An 18434-nucleotide genomic window follows, 5' to 3' on the forward strand; every position below is an offset into this window, starting at 1 on the left:
CGATGCAGACCCCTGCACAACCAGGTGCCGCTGGAGACCGCTCGGCTGAAGGCGGCGGAGGGCGACTGGGCGAACGATGTGCCCGCGCCGGACCCAGCTTCTGCGCCGCAGCCTGGGCCGATCGCGGTCCCGTCGGCGGGGGCGGTGGCGCTCGTCGACGCGGAGGGCGGGCGGTAATGACCGCGCCTTCACTCCAGCCAATCGGCTATAACCCCCGTCTCGGCAGCGATCTGATGGCGCTGCGTCGGCGTGAGCTGCCGGCGCCCGCGCTCGATGTCGCTGAGGTGGCCCTGCGAGATTCCGAGCGCCTCGGCCAGCTGGGCCTGGGTGCAGCCGTGGTGCTTGCGCGCGGCCGTGACCGGCGAGCCGTGCTCCGCGATCAGGGCGACGAACCAGTGCTCGACCGAGGCCTTCTCGTCCGCTCGGGCGTCGAGCAGGCGAGCGGCGGCGCGATCCTCGGCGGCCTCGTCGCCCAGGCGCGCGAGCAGCGCGTCGTAGTCGCGGCGCGGGAGGATCACGAGCTCCTCGCCGCCGGGCGTGGTGATGATCTGCACGGTCATGGGGTTGTCCTCTCAGTCGTAGATATCACGGCGGTGGCCGATGGCGCGGACCTCTATCTGTGCGTCCGTCTCGACGAACACTACCCGGTAGTCACCAACCCGCAGTCGCGCGCCCGGGCGCCCGGTGAGGGCGCGGACGTCGCCGGCCCCCGTTGCCGCGTAGCGCGCGAGCTTCTCCACGATCGCGAGGCGCGCCGGCTTGGGGAGCCGGGACAGTTCGCGGGTCGCGGAGAGGGTATAGGCGATCGGCTTCATTGCGATAATATCGCAGAGTGCCGCGATATTTGCAAGTGCGGATGCGATATTTTGCGATCGGCGGTTGGCCTGAGCCTCGAAGCGCTCGACGCGGGGAGCGCCGCCTGATGCCTTGGCCCTTCTCGTGGGACCCGCCTCCCATCCTGACCCGCACCGGCCAGTGCCTCGTGCCGAGCGACCTGTCCTGGCGGCGGGCCGATCAGGTCGTGGCTCTCGGCCTCGGCACCCTCGACCCCCATCACCAGCGCTGGCTCGGGCTGCTGACGCTCACCGAGGCTGGGCGGGCAGCAGTCGGGAGGGCGACATGACGCGCTCCCTCGTGATCGACAGTCTTGCAAGCGGTAATCTATATCTAATGAAACGCATGGCCACCAATTACGTAAATCTCGAAGGCTTTTATTATCAGTTCGGCGACCATTTGCGCTATTTGGTCATCCACGTCGATGTACCCGTCCGTGAAATCGATTTCGAATCCGAAAAATTCTGCATCGTAAGAATTCGGAGCGACCCTAACTGCAGTAATCCACTCTCCTCCGGGAATTGCTCGCGCTTCCTCGAATATGAATTCTTCAAATTGCGCTCGCGATATCGACAAGCGCTGCACCGTAAGCTCTCCAAGGCATGGCCCAGCGCACGCTCGGGCTGTCGATTCGTGATATACATCCCCGACAATGTCTGCAAGATGACGGGCATCCGCTTAATGAACCGAGCCTGCCTCGACCTCATAAGTGGTCAAGATCATTTCCACCAGGCGCAGAATTGCTCTGACCGCATCCGCTGCGTCTTCTTCCCTGTCTCTCTGAACGTCAATGAGAACGCCGGAAAAGCTGGCTCCCTGGTTCGCCGTTGTGAGGTTGATGGACGTTACGTATTGGCCGCCGGGAATCGTTCTGGCCACGCTGAGGATCTGTTCCTCGGCTTGGCTGAGCGCCATGGGGGTCCGGTGCATGCGATTCGCCTTTTGCTCGGGCAAAATTCTACCCCGGAGGCGCGGTCATGACTTCCGCCCGTCTAACCGCCCAGGCCGCGGGCACTCCCGCCTTCCCCCGTCTCGACGGCGTCGATATCTGGACCGGCCTCACCCGCGAGGAGCAGGACGAGATCGGCGCCATCGCCGTCGAGCTCGTCGTGTCGTGGCGGCTACAGCGCCGGGTCTACGAGGACCAGTTAGGCGACATTCTCGCCCGGGCCGCCGAGGCCGCCGACCAGCTGCTGACGCGCGAGCTCGACCTCGCGGTCGGTGACGTGCTGCCGGACGGCGCGCTCGAAGCCGAGGACGGCGTGACGGCCCGCATCCCCTCGCTCCTGGGCGACGTGTCCCGGGATTGCGGCTGCACCGAGGAGGACGCCTGCCCGGGCGGATGCGGCTGGGCGGGCCCCGATCAGTGCTCGACGTGCGCGGCCGAGAATGCGCCGGCAGCCCATAGCTCGGAGCCCGACAATGCAGGCTGACCTGCACGCCAAGGACCTCTTCGGCGTCCGCTTCACCGACACCATCGCGCGCTCCGCCACGCTCTCGCGCTGCGGCGCCTACCGCTTCACGCTCACCCGCACCTGGGCCGAGGGCGCGTACGTCTGCTTCGTAGGGCTGAACCCCTCGACGGCGGACCACCGCGTCGACGATCCGGCCGTGCGGCGGTGGATCCACTTCGCCCGCGCCTGGGGCTACGGCGGGTTCACGGCTGTCAATCTCTACCCCTTCCGATCACCCTCGCCGGCCGAGTGCCGGGCGTGGTCGCGGTGGCAGGAGAACGGCCCGGACTGGTACGCCCGGGACGTCATCCAGGAGAACCTCAGCACCATCGTGCGCGAGGCCAAGGCCGCGGCGCGCGTCGTGGCGTGCTGGGGTGCCGGCACGTGGGACCCGATGTGGACCGACCACGTCGTCGAGGAGATCACGACGGGCGAGGCGCCCTGGCCGGACCTGCACTGCTTCGGGACCACGGCCGACGGCAGCCCAATCCACCCGGTGGCCCGCGGGCGCTGCCGCGTGCCGGACGGGGCGGCGCTGGCGCTGTGGTGGAAGGGGGAGGTGTAGCGGTGTCTCAGCACGTAACCGCGGCGCGTCTCGTCGAAGAGTTCGGGTTCACCGAGCGGCACTGGATTCGAATGGCGGCGGCCGGCCGCGTGCCTGGCGCTCGACAGCCCTTCGGACCTCGCTCAAGCTGGGTGTTCGATTTGCGCGCCGTGCGTCAGTGGTGGGAAACGAGCCGGAGGACGGTGCTCGAATGGCCGACATCTACCTCCGTGGGCAAACGTGGTGGGGCCGAGTCCAGAAGGACGGCAAGGACCTCCGCGCGTCCCTCGGAACACGATCTGAAGGCGTTGCTCGGCAGCGTCTTGCAATCTGGCTCGGCGAACTCGAAGCCCAAGCGTGGGGCGCCAAGCCGCGGCTGACTCTCAACACCGTGATGGCGGAGTTCATCCGCGAGCACGGCCCGACGCTGCGCCCATCCACGCTCCGCCGCTACGGCGTGTCCATCGCTTGGCTCGACGAGCACTTCCGCGGCAAGCTCCTCCTCGAGATCAAGCCGGCCGACCTGCGCGCCTTCGAGACCGCGCGCCGGACGGCGGGCGCCTCCGCGCCGACGGTTCGGCGCGATCTCGCCTGCCTCTCGACCATCTTCGCGTTCGCGATCGAGAAGGAGTACGCTGACCTCAACCCGGTCACGCCCTTCATCAGGCAGCGGGCGCGCCGCGGTCTGCGCGAGAGCCCGCCTCGCACCCGCTACTTGTCCCGGGCCGAGGAGGCGCGCCTGCTCGACGGCGCCCTGCCCTACGTGCGCGACGCCATCCTGTTCGCGATCTACACGGGCCTGCGCATGGAGGAGCAATTCTCCCTCACTTGGGCGCAGGTCGACCTCGCCCGTAAGCACCTCACCATCTCGGCCGAGACGGCGAAAGGGAAGCGCGAGCGGACCGTGATCATGCTGGCCCCGGCTGTCGGAGTGCTCGAGCGGATGCCGCGGCACCTGACCAGCCCCTACGTCTTCCACCATGGCGCGGCCACCACGACGCGGGGCGCGACGCGGCGAGCCGCCCTCCCCCGCCCGGACCGGAACGACGGCGAGCGGTTTAACAATCTCGACCGCGGGCTGCGCAACGCGGCCGCACGGGCGAAGGTGCAGGACCTCCGCTGGCACGACCTGCGGCGCACCCACGGGTGCCGGCTCCTGCAGGAGGAGCGCTGGTCGATGGAGATGGTCCGCGACCAGCTCGGCCACCGAAGCGTCGTGCAGACGGAGAAGGCCTACGCGTTTCTCGAGGTGGAAGCCCGGCGCGCAGCGGCGCACGGGGCTGGCGCGGCGCCTATGGTCGATCTCGACCCGGTCACCGGAAAGCCCCTCGTCGCACAAAAGCCGGCACAGGGGCGGCGGTTTGATCTGGAAAAACAAGCGAAATCAAAGCGCTAGAACATCAGTATTGCGTGTTTTGGTACCGCCATTCCCAGGTTCGAATCCTGGCGCCCCAGCCAACTTCCCGCTAAAGCACTGACAGGGCTCACATTCGGGTCGTCCGCCGCAGCGGATCGGCCTCGTTGCTACAATCCGCTGCTACAATCGCCGCCTCGGGTGGCGTGGAGCAGCATGGCCCGCCTCGCCAATGTCACTCGTCGCGCCGGGATCTTCCATTTCCGGCGAGTCGTCCCACCCGACCTGCGTGCGCGCCTCCAGCGACGCGAACTCGTCCGCTCGCTCGGTACGACGATCCGCTCAGCTGCCAAGCTACGGGCCGACCTGCTATACCGCGCATCCGAACGCCTTTTCGTCGCGGCTCGAATCATGCTGCCACAGGACCAGATCGCCCGCCTCGTCCAAGATTTCTACGAACTCGTTCTCGTTATAGACGACCACTGGCGCCTCCTCGGGGGAGCCTTGTCCGATGAGGACCACGCCGCCCACGCGGCCTACCTCGACGATCTCATCGTCGAGCATCGTGGCGCGCTCGCCCGCAACCAGTTTCGGGATATAGAGTGCGCAACCTCGATCATCCTATTGCGGCAGGGAATCGACCCAAAAACTCTGGGTCCGGGGGAGCATAACCAAATTAAGCAAGCCTTCCTGCGCGCGGGTATCGACCTCGCTCAGGAGCTGCGGGCCCGCTGCGACGGCGACTTCAACTACCAGCCGAAGGACAAGCTTCTCCAAACCTCACGACTGACTGCGTCGGAGCACGGACCCTCCCTCACGATCGCGACAGCAACGACCGCGATCACGGCACTGTCGCCGTTCCTGCATCCGGTCAGGGTCACGCCCTCCCTGCCGAGGGTTGAGGCATCGACATCGTCGACCGGGCCCCTGCTGTCGGTCGTGGGTCAAGAGTTCCGCCGCGACCAGCAGGCGACGAAGACGTGGGATGCTCAGACGGCGAATCAGGCCGGCGCCACCTATCGGCTCTTCATCGAGGTCTGCGAGGACCGGCCCCTGTCAGCCTACGGTCGGCTCGACGCTGACCGGTTCCGCAAGCAGGTGTCGCTGCTGCCCTTCGACTACAGCAAGGCCGTGCAGTACCGCGGTCTCAGCGTGCCGCAGATCGTTGAGAAGGCTGAGGCCGAGGCAGCGACGCGCCCGATCACGCGCCTCAATCAGCGCACCGTCAAACGGCACTTCTCCGCTCTTTCGGCGCTGTGGTCCTCGGCGCTCTCGGCCGGCACAGTCAGGGAGAACATCTTTTCGGGCTTCCGCTTCGTCGCAGCCAAGCGGGCTAAGGATCAGCGTCCCATGTGGACGCGGCCCGAACTGAAACAGCTGCTCTCAACGCCAGTGTGGACGGGCTGCAAGTCGGACGTGCGGCGCGGGGAGCCGGGTTCCCTGGTGCTCCGCGACGAGTACTACTGGATCCCACTCATCGGCATCTTCTCCGGGATGCGCCAGGAGGAGATCTGTCAGCTGCACGTGGAAGACGTGCGCGAAGAGGACGGCATCACCTTCTTCGATCTGAATGAGCGCCCTCCGCGGAAGCTTAAAAACGCGACCGCAGTGCGCCGGGTGCCGGTCCACAAGGAGCTGGTGCGCCTCGGTCTGCTGGATCATGTCGCGGCCTGTCGCCGGGCCGGGGAGGCGCTGCTCTTCCCAAACCTCACCCGCGGCGGGGCCGATGCGCGACTCGGTCACGCCTTCTCGAAATGGTTCACGCGCTACCGCCAAGAGAAGGGCCTGTACCGACCCGGCCTCGATTTCCACGCACTGCGCCATACGGCTTCGACGCTCATGCACCAGGCCGGCGTCGCCGACTCCGTTGTCGACCACGTCACGGGGCACACCACCCCGGGCGAGACCAGCCGCTACACCAAGGGGTCGACCCTCGCGCAGCTGCAGGATGCCATCAACCGCATCGACCTCTATTTCGAAGTCACCACCCTCGCCGCCGCGGACGGGCTGAAAGTCACCACGGGTCCAGGCCGTAAGCCGCACCCGAGCACGCGCACCAAAGGGCCAGCACAAAATCCGGTCCGTAAGACCCGCAAACGCTAGCGGACCTTCATCGCGTCGCGCTCCTCGTACGCACGTCATTTCGCCATATCGGTGGATATGCCAGGCCCCTCACGGGCTCCGAGCCTCCACCGTTAGTCAGGCGGGATGGGGATCGCCGGATCAAGCGCCGAAGGGCATCGGCACCCAACGGCGGTCCGGTCTGCCGGGCTGCTCAGGATCGGGGGAACGGTCAGCATCCAAGCCCCCAAGACGACCGCCTGCTCCAAGGGTCCGGAGAGCAGGCATCCGTCCGCGTTGGCCGCCCGGTTGGGCGGGAAGCGGTGAGTAAAGGCCGATAGCCCAACCCCGGCCTGCCTGTCACAAGGTTTCACCTCCGGCCCCGGCTCCGACGGCCTCCCTCTTGGGAGATCCCCGCGAGCACTAGCTTTTGCCGGTTACCGGCGAAGCTGTGCCCTGTCGGGCACAACGGCACCTCGGGCCTCCCCTCCGGGGAGGAGACAAGGCAATCTCCGATCTCTCAATCAAGAGAGATCGGCAAAGAGGTCTACCGGCGACCCACACTGATCCTACCGGCGCGCCTGATATCCATACCCTAACATCCGCCGCGCCCTCATGCCGGCAGCGTGTCAGCCTTCGTCTCCCGTTAGATTTAGGCGTAATTCACACCTAGATCTGAGCCATGGGCAATCTAGTTCTAAGAAACAGCATGCTGAACTAAGCCGATCCGGCATCTCGCTGTGCGGCTAAGTATCTGTTCTGGCTCATTTTTTTATAGGGCGCGTGGCCGCTTCAGCTCTTAGCCCCCGCCGCACCTCGCGTCCACCATCCCCGCCAACGCCGCTTCCGCGCTCGAGCATCCAGCGGCCACGAGTCCCGCAGTTCGTCCCGTGCCTTGGCGAGAATCGCCCCCGGTGCGGCAGCCTTATCAATCGCCAGACGTGCCAACGAAGCCGCGCGCCGTTCCCTCTCCCTCTCGCGATCTTGGTGCTCGCGCTCCTCCCAACCGGAGGCGACGTAGCGCCAGGCATGGTCGCGCAGCGCCGACAGGAACGTCATCCGCTCCTCGTGGCAACGACGCTGTGCGCCCTCGCCGATCCCCTGCGACACCCAGAAACGTCGGCCACCCGGCGGGACGGCCCCGATCGGTCGCCGCCATCGTGACGGTACCCGCAATAGATCCAGCACCACCCCTTCTCGGCCATGTTCGTCGCGAGCCCTGCAATCCGGATCCAGGCCGCGGCAGAGGTACCGCATGTAGCGGAAGTGTAGTCGGTGGTGGCGTGCTTCCGGCAAGTTCATCAGACGCCCGACGCGCAGAGTTCGGCTGTGACCGGGTGGCAGATGCCCTCGCCGGAAGTTGTGCAGCAGCCAACGCCGAACTTCCACGCGCTGCTCGTCCGGGGCGTGCAGGAGGATGTCCGTCCGGCCACGCGGCCCGAACTCGTGCACGTAGATCCAGTGCCAAGCACCGCGGCCTCGCAGCTTCATGCTCAGTCGCTGGAGCAAGGTGCCGACGATCTCTGCGGCTGTCCTGTCGCCGACCCATCCCTCCACATGTCGGATCGTCACCCTCATGTTGAACCAAACGCCAAATTCCTGCCCCATGAAGGATGCTGCATCCCAAAGTACACAGGCCTGCGCGTAGGTGAGATGCTCAGCCACCGTTCCCGCACCGATCGCCTTCGCAGGCGTCTGAGCACGCGGACGCCGGGGGCGCTTCATCGATCTATCTGCCGTATCCCCAGGCCCGGTAGCGCCCCGCGCTTCGCTGGGCACCGGCAAAGGGCCGAGGTACCCGTGAAAGCGGCTGATCAGTAACGCTAGGTCTGACGCGCTCGCCTGCCGCGCCGTGCTCGACCGCCACAGCTCCGCCAGCCGTTCAGTGAAGCTCGGCACGTCCGTCCGCGCCGCGGCCGCCCTCGCCGTCAACGCCTCCACCAGCACTCGGCGGTCTGTCACGCTCACGCGGTCGTGAATCGCGTGCGGTCGCTCGACCCTGTGCACCTCATTAAACAGCAGGTAGATCAGCAGCTCTTCGACCAGGCGGATCTTCCGCTCCGGGGCCGCCACCCACCCTTCCAACAAGTGTAGCTGCTGCTCCAGCGGGCCACCTGTCAGGGCAACCTTCAGATAGGCTGGCACCACGTCGGCATGATCCAGATCGAGGGCGCGGCGCACGCCGTCATACGTCAGGCTGCCGAAGTCCTTCACCCTCTCCAAGTCGCGGATCAGCCGGCGCGGCGACCCACGTCCCGTCTCGACCAGCAACTGCAGCGCGGCCGCCTCCGGCTTCAGTCCTTCGTGGTGGCAGACCTTGTTCAGGTATGTCAGCGCATCTTCGTCGGAGATCGGGCGGATCTCGATTCGCAGGCTGCGCGTCAGCACCGCCTCCGGGATCGCCTCTAGGTCCGTCGTCAGCAGCATAAATACGGTGGTGCTGTTTGGCTCCTCAAGACGCGACAGCAGCGCGTCGAAGGCGGCACCCGTCATGCGGTGCGCTTCATCCAGCGCGAAGATCTTCCGGTACCTGCGGCTCCCCGAAGTGCTTGAGGCGCGCACCAGCTGACGCGCGTCTTCAATGCCGCCCTGCGATGCACAGGGGTGCTCTTTGTAGTAAAAGTCGTTCTTCGGGTTGAACTCTCGGCAGATGTCACAACTCAGGCACGGGGAGCCATCTACCGGTGCCCGGCAGTTCAAGGCATTTCCGAGCACGCGGGCTATCGTCGTCTTCCCGCATCCCGACGGTCCGTGCAGCAGCAGGGTCTTAACCTGGCGCTCTCTGACACGCTCCTTGCACCACGCGATGGCCCCGTCCTGCCCGACGATGTCCGCGAACACGCGTGGACGGTATTTCTCGTCCCAGCTCCTCGGTCCTGGTGAATCCGACATGCCTCCGCGCATCCTCGCTTGTCGACACCAACCGGACCGCCGGTCAGCTTGTGCTGGCTCAGCTTCGCCTTTAGTCGTTTCCCCCGGTGACACTCAACGGACACGATGCCCGGCCCATGGACGCTGCCGACACGGTCGAACTGGACGACGACATCGAGCCGCAGCAGGAGCTTTCGCCACCGGTCACGCAGGCTCTCGCGGCGCTACGGGAGCAGAAAAAGCACGCTGCCACCCTGTTAGCCGCGCTGCACGCCGTGTTCGCCGGCATCGAGGCCACGCAGGCCTTCATCGAGGATCAGGTCTACCGATTCTCGGTCAATGGAGACGAACTCCGGGCAGCTCTCATTGCTACCGGTTTCGTACAACCCAAGGGTCTTAAGAAGGAGCAGCGGCTGGCCAATCAGGTCCAGTGCACGTTCTCGCAGGACAGGTTGCGCCTCACGACGCACAGCAAGACCCTCTTCTGCACCACGGAAATCCCGCTGGCGTTCGCGCCAGGTGCTTTGATCGAGGAGGGTCTCAGTTTCAGGCTTCTATACGCCAAGATGCGCGACGCCTTCGCGCATCCCAAGCATCCGATCACCTTCGCATCAACACTGATGCTCGGCTTTCATCCAATCGAGCAGTACCTTGCCGTCTATCTTGAAACCGGGGAAATTCCCCTCGCGACGGCCGCGGCATCTCCCATGGACGAACCCTGGAGCACCGAGACCTTCTCGCCTCCCCACCGCATCAGGCCTGACGTTCTGGTGCAAGGCCTCCAGGCCATCTTCATCAGCCTTGGGAGACACGACAAAGATCCTCGGTACCAAGTAGTCGAGGTCTCGGGCGGGCGCATGCGGGCCGCCGCGCAGGATACCTGTTCGGTTTACACCCACCCCGCGCTCGAAGGTCTGTCCCTCACCCTTCACGCGGGCGACGCGTTCCAACTCGCCGACGTCCTACAGCGATTTCGTTCCGAAAATACGACACTGTCTAGCTCGGACAACTGGCATCGTCTGGAGGACGGCACGCTGACACTGCTCATCAGACGGCCTGGCCATCCAATCGTCTCACGCATAGACCGCACGATAATGGAAGCTGATGAGGATGCTCTCGCCAGAGTTTCTGCTGACCGTGAGCGTCTCTGGCAGATACTCACTCCGTTTCTCTACTTTCTGCGTATCCGGCAAGACGAAAGGCTCGGGAGCATCAGTTTCCCTGACCTGCAGCACGACCCTGGTCGGAAGGGCGAGAAGGTGGAGCTAATTCTGTCAGCGAAGTCCCGCTTCGAGTCTGAAGTCGAGCCCAAGCAGCGGATGCTGGTCGTTCCATCGGTTTGCCTGCTCGACTCGCAAGCACAATCTGCCGCTTCGACGCCCTGGCTAGTCGATTTTGTCCATCTCGAGCGTTTGATCCGGTGGTCACGGCGTGACCGTCTCGACTTGCATCTTAGCGACGGCGGCCTGCTCGTTACCGACGGCGGAGAGGACTGGGAAGTCCGCAGCCTGCTTCTGACTCATCAGCTGTAAAGCGAACTCATTACCCACAAAACGCTCGGGGTGTGCGGCCACAAGGCAATCTCGGCTCGCTGGTCGGATTGCTACATACAAAGACAACCCCTGTGACCCTGGCTCGAAAGGTGACCCGCTGGTCTACCGTCGGTAGCGTCCACGGACGAGGTGTAATTTTCAGGGGGTCCGGGGTGGGGCTTGGAGTGGCCATCGGAGCTGGCGGCTAAGGTGGAGTTTGCGGACTTCAACCCGAGCCAGGAGCACCCGATGACCGACGACAGAGTGGCACTGATCGAGGCGCTGCAGAAGGCCGACGACGGCAACTTCCTGCGCAGCCTCGCCGAGACCGTCCTGCAGATCCTGATGGAGGCAGACGTGGAGGGCCTGATCGGGGCGGGCCGCTACGAGCGCACGGGCGAGCGCAGCACCTACCGCAACGGCTACCGCGAGCGCAGCCTCGACACGCGGCTGGGCTCGCTCAACCTCAAGATCCCCAAGCTGCGCACCGGCAGCTACTTCCCAGGCTTCCTGGAGCCGAGGAAGACGGTCGAGAAGGCGCTGGTGGCGGTGATCCAGGAGGCGTGGATCGCCGGCGTCTCGACCCGGCGCGTGGACGAGCTTGTGCAGGCCATGGGCCTGTCGGGCATCTCGAAGTCGAGCGTGTCCAAGCTGTGCAAGGACATCGATGAGCGCGTCACGGCGTTCCTGACGCGTCCGCTCTCTGGCGCGTGGCCCTATCTGTGGCTCGACGCCACCTACCTGAAGGTGCGTGAGGGCGGGCGCATCGTGTCGGTGGCCGCCATAGTCGCCGTAGCGGTGGACACCGAGGGCCGGCGGGAGATCGTCGGGCTGCACATCGGCCCATCCGAGGCCGAGGTGTTCTGGACCGACTTCCTGCGCAGCTTGGTCAAGCGCGGGCTGTCGGGCGTGCAACTCGTGATCTCGGATGCCCACGAGGGTCTCAAGGCCGCGATCCGCCGGGTGCTCAAGGCGACGTGGCAGCGGTGTCGTGTTCATTGGACCCGCAATGCCCTGGCGTATGTGCCGCGCGCCCAGCAGACGATGGTCGCGGCGGGCCTGCGTCACGCCTTCCAACAGACGGATCAGGCCGCGGCCCGCGCTGCGCTCCACCAACTCGCCGAGCAGCTGCACACCCGCTGGCCGAAGCTTCACGGCTTCATCGCCGAAACCTGCGAGGACGTTCTAGCCTACATGACCTTCCCGGCCCAGCATCGCAGTAAATTGCATTCGACAAACCCGCTTGAACGCCTGAACAAGGAGATCAAGCGACGCGCTGATGTGGTCGGGATCTTTCCCAATACCGACTCGATCCAGCGCCTGATCGGCGCGGTGTTGCTGGAAGCCAACGACGAGTGGCAGCTGCAGCACCGCTACATGCAGGTCGAGGGCATGGCCGGCCTCACGTCGGCGTTGATCGAGGAGGCGATCACTCTTCCACCGCAAGCCGCCTGACCGATGGCCGCTCCAACTCCACCCCGAAAGTCCACCTCATTGACGGACGTGACCCTACCGTCCGTCATCGTGCACGTTGTAGCCCAGCCGGCGCTGCTACCGCCTGCAGCAGCTCCTGCTTCGTCGGCAGCAAACCTGGGCGCGCGGTGCCCGTGCCTGCGGCGTCACTCGCGCGCAGGAACAGGAGGCCACCCTCGATGCTGCCATTCGAGACGCCGCCGTGACGCTCATCGCCGCGCCGGCTCACACTCTCGGCAGCATACGCACCAAGCTCCTCGTCCTCCTCGCCGTGCAGGAACCCGGCGAAGCCTTCCGCGACAGCTCGCCCTGGCGTGAGCTGCGGCTCATCCTCGCTGATCTGAGCCGCTACACAGATCGGCTCTGACCCGCACACTGCGGCTGCGAAACGCTCCACCCCTGGCGTGAGAAGAGCGGACGCGGCCCTGTCAGCGAGCTGCTTTCCCCGCCATATTCTCGCATACCCCCGTGTGATGATGGCGGACCCGAAAAACTCCCGCGATTCTGTTAACTTGTGAACAATCGCGTGGGCACCAGATCGTGTATGGCACCGTGGAAGAGACCCACCGTGCCCCCTCACCGACCCACTCCCGCCGCCTGCTCACCCGCGCCGCGAGGCAATCTCCTGTTGGAGACTCTCGACGTGGGCGATCACGCCCTCGTCGCCACGCACCTGCAGGCGGGCGAGCGATCACGTGGCGACATAGTGTTCCGCGCCGGTCACGACGTCTCGCATGTCATCTTCCCCCTCCAGGGCACTGTCGTGACGCTACTCGTGCCTGTGCGCGACGGGCGCTTCATCGAAACCGCTACGGTCGGGTACGAGGGCGCCGTCGGCGGGGTTGTCAGCGAAGGCTACCTGCCAGCCTTCAGCCAGGCCGTCGTCCAGATCGCCGGGCCCGTCCTGCACATCGAGGCATCCCGCCTGCAGGAGGCCAAGCTCGCCTCGCCGACGCTGCGCGACCTGTTCGTTCGCTACGCCGACTGCCTGCTCGCCCAGGTGCTGCAGTCGGTGACATGCACCCTCGTCCATCCCATCGAGGAGCGCTGCCTGCGCTGGCTCCTCACCCTCCAGGACCGGCTCGGGACGCCGATCCTTCCAGTCACCCACGAGCTGCTCGCCGACATGCTCGGCGTGCGCCGAAGCTACCTCACCCGCATCCTCGGCGACCTGCAGCGCCGCGGCCTCATCCGGATCGGTCACGGCCGCGTGACACTTCCGGACCGGAACGCCGCTGAACGGGCCTGCTGCGAGTGCCACGCTCGCGTACGCGACCACTTCCGCACGAGCCTGGGCGCCACCTACGCTTCCAGCGGCCGCATTGTCGCCATCGACGTCACTTCTCAACCGAACGGCGTGCCCAATCCGCTTACCGCTCCGTCGCACCAACCCCTCGCACCAACACCATGATCGCCGCCCCGTCCCGTCCCACCAATCCGCTGCGCGACCCGTCCCGGCTCAATAGCCTCGCGGGGTACGGCATCCTCGACACCCTGCCCGAGCCCGGCTTCGACGACATCGTCAACCTCGCCCGCCAGATCTGCGGCATGCCGGTGGGGCTCGTCAGTCTCGTCGGCGAGGACCGCCAGTGGTTCAAGGCGCGCGCCGGCTTCGAGCGCTGCGAGGTCCCGCTCGACCAATCGGTCTGCACCCACACCCTGACCGGGCCGGGCCTGCTCGTCATTCCGGACCTGAGCAAGGACCCTCGCACGCGCGACAACCCGCTGGTCGCGGGCGATCCGCACCTGCGCTTCTACGCCGGCGCACCACTGCGGGCGCCGGGCGGCGAGCACCTCGGCGCCCTGTGCGTGATGGGGCACGAGCCGCGCCCGAGTGGACTGACCCCGGAGCAGGCGGGCGCGCTTCAAGCGCTCGCCCGGCAGGTCATGATCCAGCTGGAGTTCCGGTCCCGCGCCAAGGCTCACGAGGCGGTGCTCGAGGCGCAGCGTGCGATCCAGGACGCGGCAGGCGACCTCGACGCCATCCTTGATGCCGTGGTGGCTGGCGTCATACGGGCGGTACCCCAGGCCGAGGGCGCCGCAGTCGAGTTGCGCGAGGGCGACGAACTCGCGTTACGCTCGGCCCGGGGCAGCCTGGCCGAGCACGTGGGGCTGCGCATCCCCGTGCAGGGCAGCCTCGCGGGCGACTGCCTGCTCTCGGGCGAGCCGGTGATCTGCACCGACGCGCTGCAGGACCCGCGCGTCAACCCCGAGGCGGCCGAGCGGTTCAGGACGCGGTCCTGCCTGCTGGTGCCAGTCGCGCGGGCGGGCGGCGTGCTCGGTGTGGTGCGCCTGCATTCCGGCCGGCCGGGTGCCTTCACCCCGGCGGACCTCGAGGTGGTCCGGCTGTTCGCCGGCACGGTGGTCGCAGGTCTGGCCGAGGCCGGTGAGGCCGAGGCCCGCCGCGAGAGCCGGCGCAGCGAGGAACGCTACCGCGCGGTGTTCGAGAACGCGGTCGACTTCGCGGTGATCGTGCTCGACCTCGAAGGCCGCATTACCGACTGGAACGAGGGCGCCACCCGCATCCTCGGCTGGTCGCCAGAAGAGATGCTCGGGCGGCACGCCGAGACTTTCTTCACGCCCGAGGACCGCGAGGCTGGCATCCTCGACCACGAACTCCAGAGCGCCCTGACGGCCGGGCGCGGCATCGACGAGCGCTGGCACCTGCGCAGGGACGGGAGCCGCTTCTGGGCCAGCGGCCAGATGATGCCGCTGCGCGACGAGGCCGGCGTGGCCACCGGCTTCGTCAAGATCCTGCGCGACCGCACCCAGCAGCGCGAGGCAGGCGTGGCCCTGGAGGAGAGCGAGCTGCGCTACCGCTCGCTCGTCGAAGTCAGCCCGCAGGTGGTCTGGTTCGGCGATGCGGAGGGCAACATCACCTACTGCAACTCCTACTGGTACGACTACACCGGCCTGCCGCCGGACGAGGTCGCCGAGGCGAGTTGGACGGAGGCCATCCACCCCGACTACCGGCAGCGCGTACGCGACGCCTGGCTCGCGGCCGCCCGGGAGGGTGACACATACGAAGTGGAGTTCCCACTACGGCGGGGTGCCGACGGCCAGTACCGCTGGTTCCTCTCGCGCGGGCGCCCGGTCCGCGACGAGGCCGGCGGTATCCAGAGCTGGATCGGAGTCTCGATCGACATCCACGAGCGCAAGCTCGCCGAGCAGCGCTTCCGCGCCCTGACCGAACTCGCGCCCTCGATCATCTGGTTCAGCGACCCGGACGGGCGCATCAGTTACCTGAACGACCGTTGGTACGCCTACACCGGCCAGACGCCCGAGCAGGCGATGCCGTTCGGCTGGGCCGGCGCGCTGCACCCGGATGACGTCGAGCCCTTGCAGGGGGTCTGGGCCAGGGCGCGCGTCCGCAACGAGTTCTACGAGGGCGAGGCCCGCTTCCGCGGCCGCGACGGCGCCTACCGCTGGTTCCTGGTCCGGGCCGAGCCGCTCCGGGACGAGCGCGGTGAAGTGCTCGGCTGGATCGGCACCGATACCGATATCCACGACCGCCGGCAGGCCGAGGAGGCTCTGCGCGAGGCCGAGGACCAGTTGCGGCTGGCGATCGAGGCGGCGAACCTCGGCATCTTCGACCACGACCTGCGCACCGGCGAGATCACCTGGGACGCGCGCGCCAGGACGCTGTTCGGCGTTGGCCCTAACGCGCCGTCCACCCGCGAGACCCTGCGGGGGGCCATCCACCCACAGGACTTCGAGCAGGTGCGCAGCGACCTGCAGGCGGCGCTCGACCCGGCGGGGCCGGGCATCTACGAGACCGAGTACCGCACCGTCGGCCTCGAGGACGTCGTCGAGCGCGTGATCTCTGCCCGTGGCCGCTGCATGTTCGAAGGTGGCGTGCCCGTGCGGCTGACCGGGGCCCTGCGCGACATCACCGCCAAACGCCGCGCCGAGCGCAGCCTGAACGAGACCGCCGAGCGCTACCGGCTGGCCGCGCGCGCCACCAACGACGCGATCTGGGACTGGGACTTCGCCGCCGACCGCATCCTCTGGAACGAGGCCCTCCAAACCTCCTACGGCTACAACCCGGCGAGGGTCGACCACTCGGGCGAGTGGAGGATCGGCCACATCCACCCGGGGGACCGCGAGCGGGTGACCGCGAGCATGCAGGCGGTGATCGACGGCACCGGCACCGCCTGGTCGGCCGAGTACCGCTTCCTGCGCAGCGACGGCTCCTACGCCCACGTCTACGACCGCGGCTACGTCATCCGCAGGGCGGACGGGCGCGCGACGCGCATGATCGGCGCCATGCTGGACCTCTCCGAGCAGAAGCGCGCCGAGGCGGCGCTGCGGAAGAGTGAGCGGCAACTGAGCAACGAGCGCGGGTTCCTGCGCGCCATCTTCCAGCAGGCCCCGCTGGGCATCTCGATCGCCGGTGCGACTCCCGACGTGCCCGCGACCCTCAACGCACGGGCGCAGGAGATGCTCGGGCACGGCCCCGGCGAGCCGGGAGACGAACGCTACGCCAGCTACGGCGCCATCCATGCTGACGGCCGGCCCTACGCCCTAGGCGATTACCCCACCCTGCGGGCGCTGCGGCAGGGCGAGGTCATCCGGGCCGAGGAGGTTCGCTACCGCAACGCGCGCACGGGCGAGGTGCGGCGCCTGGAGGTGTCGAGCGCACCGGTCCGTGACGAGGCCGGCGAGATCCGGGCGGCGGTGACCCTCCTCGCCGACGTCGAGGACCAGCGTCGGGCGGAGGCGGAGATCCGGCGCTTGGCCGCCATCGTCGAGCAATCGACCGACTTCATCGGCATCGCGCGGGCGGACGGCCGCGTCGAGTACGTCAACGAGGCCGGGCGCCGGATGGTTGGCCTCACCCACCTCGACGCCACCCGGCGCACCAGTCTGCGCGACTACTTCGCGGAGGAGGACTGGCCTTTCGTCGAGGAGACTATTCTGCCGACGGTAGCCGAGCACGGCGCCTGGGTCGACGATTATCGCTTCCGCAACCACGTCACAGGCGCGACTGTGCCGGTCCACTGCAACCTGTTCGCGCTTCTCGGTCCGACCGGTGCCTTCGAGGGCTACGCCACGGTCACGCGCGACATCACCGAGCGCAAGCAGGCCGAGGCGCGGCAGGACTTCCTGAATCGAGAGTTGAGCCACCGCATGAAGAACCTGCTGGCGATGGTGCAGGCCATCACCGTGCAGACGATGCGCGGGGCGACGGACCTGCCCACGGTGCGCGAGGTGCTCGTCAACCGTCTGATCACGCTGGGCAAGGCGCACGACATGCTCCTGGAAGGAGCGGCCGAGAGCACGCCCATCGGGCCAGTCATTCGCAACGGCGTCGGCGTGCAGGACGACGGCTCGGGCCGGGTCAGTTACGCCGGTCCCGAGGTCGAGATCTCCGGCAAGGCGGCGCTGTCGCTGGCCATGATGGTGCACGAACTCGCGACCAACGCAGCCAAATACGGCGCTCTCTCGGCTCCCGGGGGGCGGGTTGACGTGAACTGGTCCGTCGACGAGGTCGAGGGCGAGCCCTGGCTGCTCATCACCTGGGGCGAGCAGGGGGGACCCCCGGTCTCGCCCCCGACGAGCAAGGGGTTCGGCTCGCGCCTGATCCAGCGGGGCCTGTCGGGTCAGGTCGGCGGGTCGGTCCGGCTCGACTACCTGCCCGCGGGCGTTCTCTGTACCGTCGAGGCGCCTCTGCGAGGGTTCCAGCAGGATGGCTGAACATCGGGTCAGTCACCCGCCCCTAGCCATCGCGCTTGTAATCGAGGACGAACCCCTGTTCCGGCTCGACCTCACCGCGCAGCTAGAGGAGCGCGGCTACGAGGTGCTGGAGGGCTCCTCGGCGAGGGACGCCCTGAGGTACCTGGAGGACGGGGCGAAGGTGGCACTCCTGGTCACCGACGTGCGCATGCCGGGCGACATGGACGGCATCGCTCTGGCTCACGAAGTCGCTCGGCGCTGGCCTGCGACGGGCATCGTCTTGGTCTCAGCCGCGGCGCCGCCTGGGCCTGACGATCTGCCCGGAAACGCCGTGTTCCTGGGCAAGCCCGTAACGCCGGCTCAACTCGGCGAGGTCGCCTCGCGCTGGCAGCGGGAACCGTACGTTCCCTAAATCGGTACAGAGCTGCGGAGCCAAACGGGCCGAAAAAAGACTCATGCAGTCCTGAATTTATCTCGAGTTCGCAGCTTTCTTTCTCATAGCGCGCATCAATATCCAGTCTATCGGACTCAAACCAGCAATAATGCCAAGATTATTTCATCTCACGCCAGGATCGCTGCCGATCACCTTATTCAGGTTGGCCATAAGCGCAGTGGTGCGCCGCGTAAGCGGCGCC

At 66.9% G+C, this 18434-nt stretch carries 15 protein-coding genes; 12 read left to right on the plus strand and 3 right to left on the minus strand.

All coding sequences use genetic code 11. From position 1 onward, the window contains the following. Nucleotides 1–188: 188 nt before the first annotated feature. Together MET2598_RS0116385 and MET2598_RS0116390 are read right to left on the minus strand one after the other, a co-directional pair. On the minus strand, nucleotides 189–560 hold the full coding sequence (locus tag MET2598_RS0116385) for a helix-turn-helix domain-containing protein (RefSeq protein ID WP_012333821.1): 372 nt from the start codon (nucleotides 558–560) through the stop codon (nucleotides 189–191). A gap of 12 nt (nucleotides 561–572) precedes the next feature. Next, on the minus strand, nucleotides 573–815 hold the full coding sequence (locus MET2598_RS0116390; protein ID WP_012333820.1) for a type II toxin-antitoxin system RelE family toxin: 243 nt from the start codon (nucleotides 813–815) through the stop codon (nucleotides 573–575). A 107-nt stretch (nucleotides 816–922) separates the two neighbouring features. On the opposite strand from MET2598_RS0116390, the gene MET2598_RS0116395 reads away from it, so the two are divergent. From MET2598_RS0116395 to MET2598_RS36660, 6 genes are all read left to right on the plus strand, one after another. Further along, nucleotides 923–1123, plus strand: coding sequence for a hypothetical protein (locus tag MET2598_RS0116395; RefSeq protein ID WP_012333819.1), 201 nt, complete (start codon nucleotides 923–925; stop codon nucleotides 1121–1123). After that, complete coding sequence (locus MET2598_RS41145) at nucleotides 1120–1815, plus strand: hypothetical protein (RefSeq protein ID WP_157182173.1); 696 nt, start codon at nucleotides 1120–1122, stop codon at nucleotides 1813–1815. The genes MET2598_RS0116395 and MET2598_RS41145 overlap by 4 nt, the downstream gene beginning before the upstream one ends. Then, nucleotides 1812–2267, plus strand: a complete 456-nt coding sequence (locus tag MET2598_RS0116405) for a hypothetical protein (protein ID WP_012333817.1) — start codon at nucleotides 1812–1814, stop codon at nucleotides 2265–2267. Before MET2598_RS41145 ends, MET2598_RS0116405 begins: the two co-directional genes overlap by 4 nt. Further along, nucleotides 2257–2853 carry a DUF1643 domain-containing protein gene (locus tag MET2598_RS0116410; protein WP_018261576.1) on the plus strand — a complete coding sequence of 199 codons (597 nt, stop codon included), beginning with the start codon at nucleotides 2257–2259 and terminating at the stop codon, nucleotides 2851–2853. Before MET2598_RS0116405 ends, MET2598_RS0116410 begins: the two co-directional genes overlap by 11 nt. Before the next feature lie 190 nt (nucleotides 2854–3043). Continuing rightward, entirely contained in the window at nucleotides 3044–4228 is a 1185-nt protein-coding gene (locus MET2598_RS0116415) for a tyrosine-type recombinase/integrase (RefSeq protein ID WP_026190765.1), read from the plus strand. 174 nt (nucleotides 4229–4402) lie between these two features. Next, entirely contained in the window at nucleotides 4403–6289 is a 1887-nt protein-coding gene (locus MET2598_RS36660; protein ID WP_018261578.1) for a site-specific integrase, read from the plus strand. 750 nt (nucleotides 6290–7039) lie between these two features. On the opposite strand, the gene MET2598_RS0116425 is transcribed toward MET2598_RS36660, so the two are convergent. Beyond that, nucleotides 7040–9151, minus strand: coding sequence for a DNA polymerase III subunit (locus MET2598_RS0116425; RefSeq protein WP_330218348.1), 2112 nt, complete (start codon nucleotides 9149–9151; stop codon nucleotides 7040–7042). 104 nt (nucleotides 9152–9255) lie between these two features. Here MET2598_RS0116425 and MET2598_RS0116430 point away from each other — a divergent pair, with 104 nt between their 5' ends. The 6 genes from MET2598_RS0116430 to MET2598_RS36675 all read left to right on the plus strand — a co-directional run bounded on the left by MET2598_RS0116430 (nucleotide 9256) and on the right by MET2598_RS36675 (nucleotide 18211). Continuing rightward, complete coding sequence (locus MET2598_RS0116430; protein WP_018261580.1) at nucleotides 9256–10650, plus strand: hypothetical protein; 1395 nt, start codon at nucleotides 9256–9258, stop codon at nucleotides 10648–10650. A 249-nt stretch (nucleotides 10651–10899) separates the two neighbouring features. Further along, entirely contained in the window at nucleotides 10900–12105 is a 1206-nt protein-coding gene (locus MET2598_RS0116435) for an IS256 family transposase (protein WP_018261581.1), read from the plus strand. A 220-nt stretch (nucleotides 12106–12325) separates the two neighbouring features. Then, entirely contained in the window at nucleotides 12326–12490 is a 165-nt protein-coding gene (locus tag MET2598_RS41150; RefSeq protein ID WP_018261582.1) for a hypothetical protein, read from the plus strand. Nucleotides 12491–12667: 177 nt separating this feature from the next. Next, nucleotides 12668–13534 (plus strand): Crp/Fnr family transcriptional regulator, encoded by an 867-nt coding sequence (locus tag MET2598_RS0116445; protein WP_084673856.1) that lies wholly within the window; start codon nucleotides 12668–12670, stop codon nucleotides 13532–13534. Further along, complete coding sequence (locus tag MET2598_RS38160; RefSeq protein WP_018261584.1) at nucleotides 13531–17820, plus strand: PAS domain S-box protein; 4290 nt, start codon at nucleotides 13531–13533, stop codon at nucleotides 17818–17820. The genes MET2598_RS0116445 and MET2598_RS38160 overlap by 4 nt, the downstream gene beginning before the upstream one ends. Further along, nucleotides 17813–18211 (plus strand): response regulator, encoded by a 399-nt coding sequence (locus MET2598_RS36675; RefSeq protein ID WP_018261585.1) that lies wholly within the window; start codon nucleotides 17813–17815, stop codon nucleotides 18209–18211. The genes MET2598_RS38160 and MET2598_RS36675 overlap by 8 nt, the downstream gene beginning before the upstream one ends. Nucleotides 18212–18434 lie beyond the last annotated feature (223 nt).

The organism is Methylobacterium sp. WSM2598 (assembly GCF_000379105.1).
In the GTDB taxonomy this organism is placed as follows: Bacteria; Pseudomonadota; Alphaproteobacteria; order Rhizobiales; family Beijerinckiaceae; genus Methylobacterium.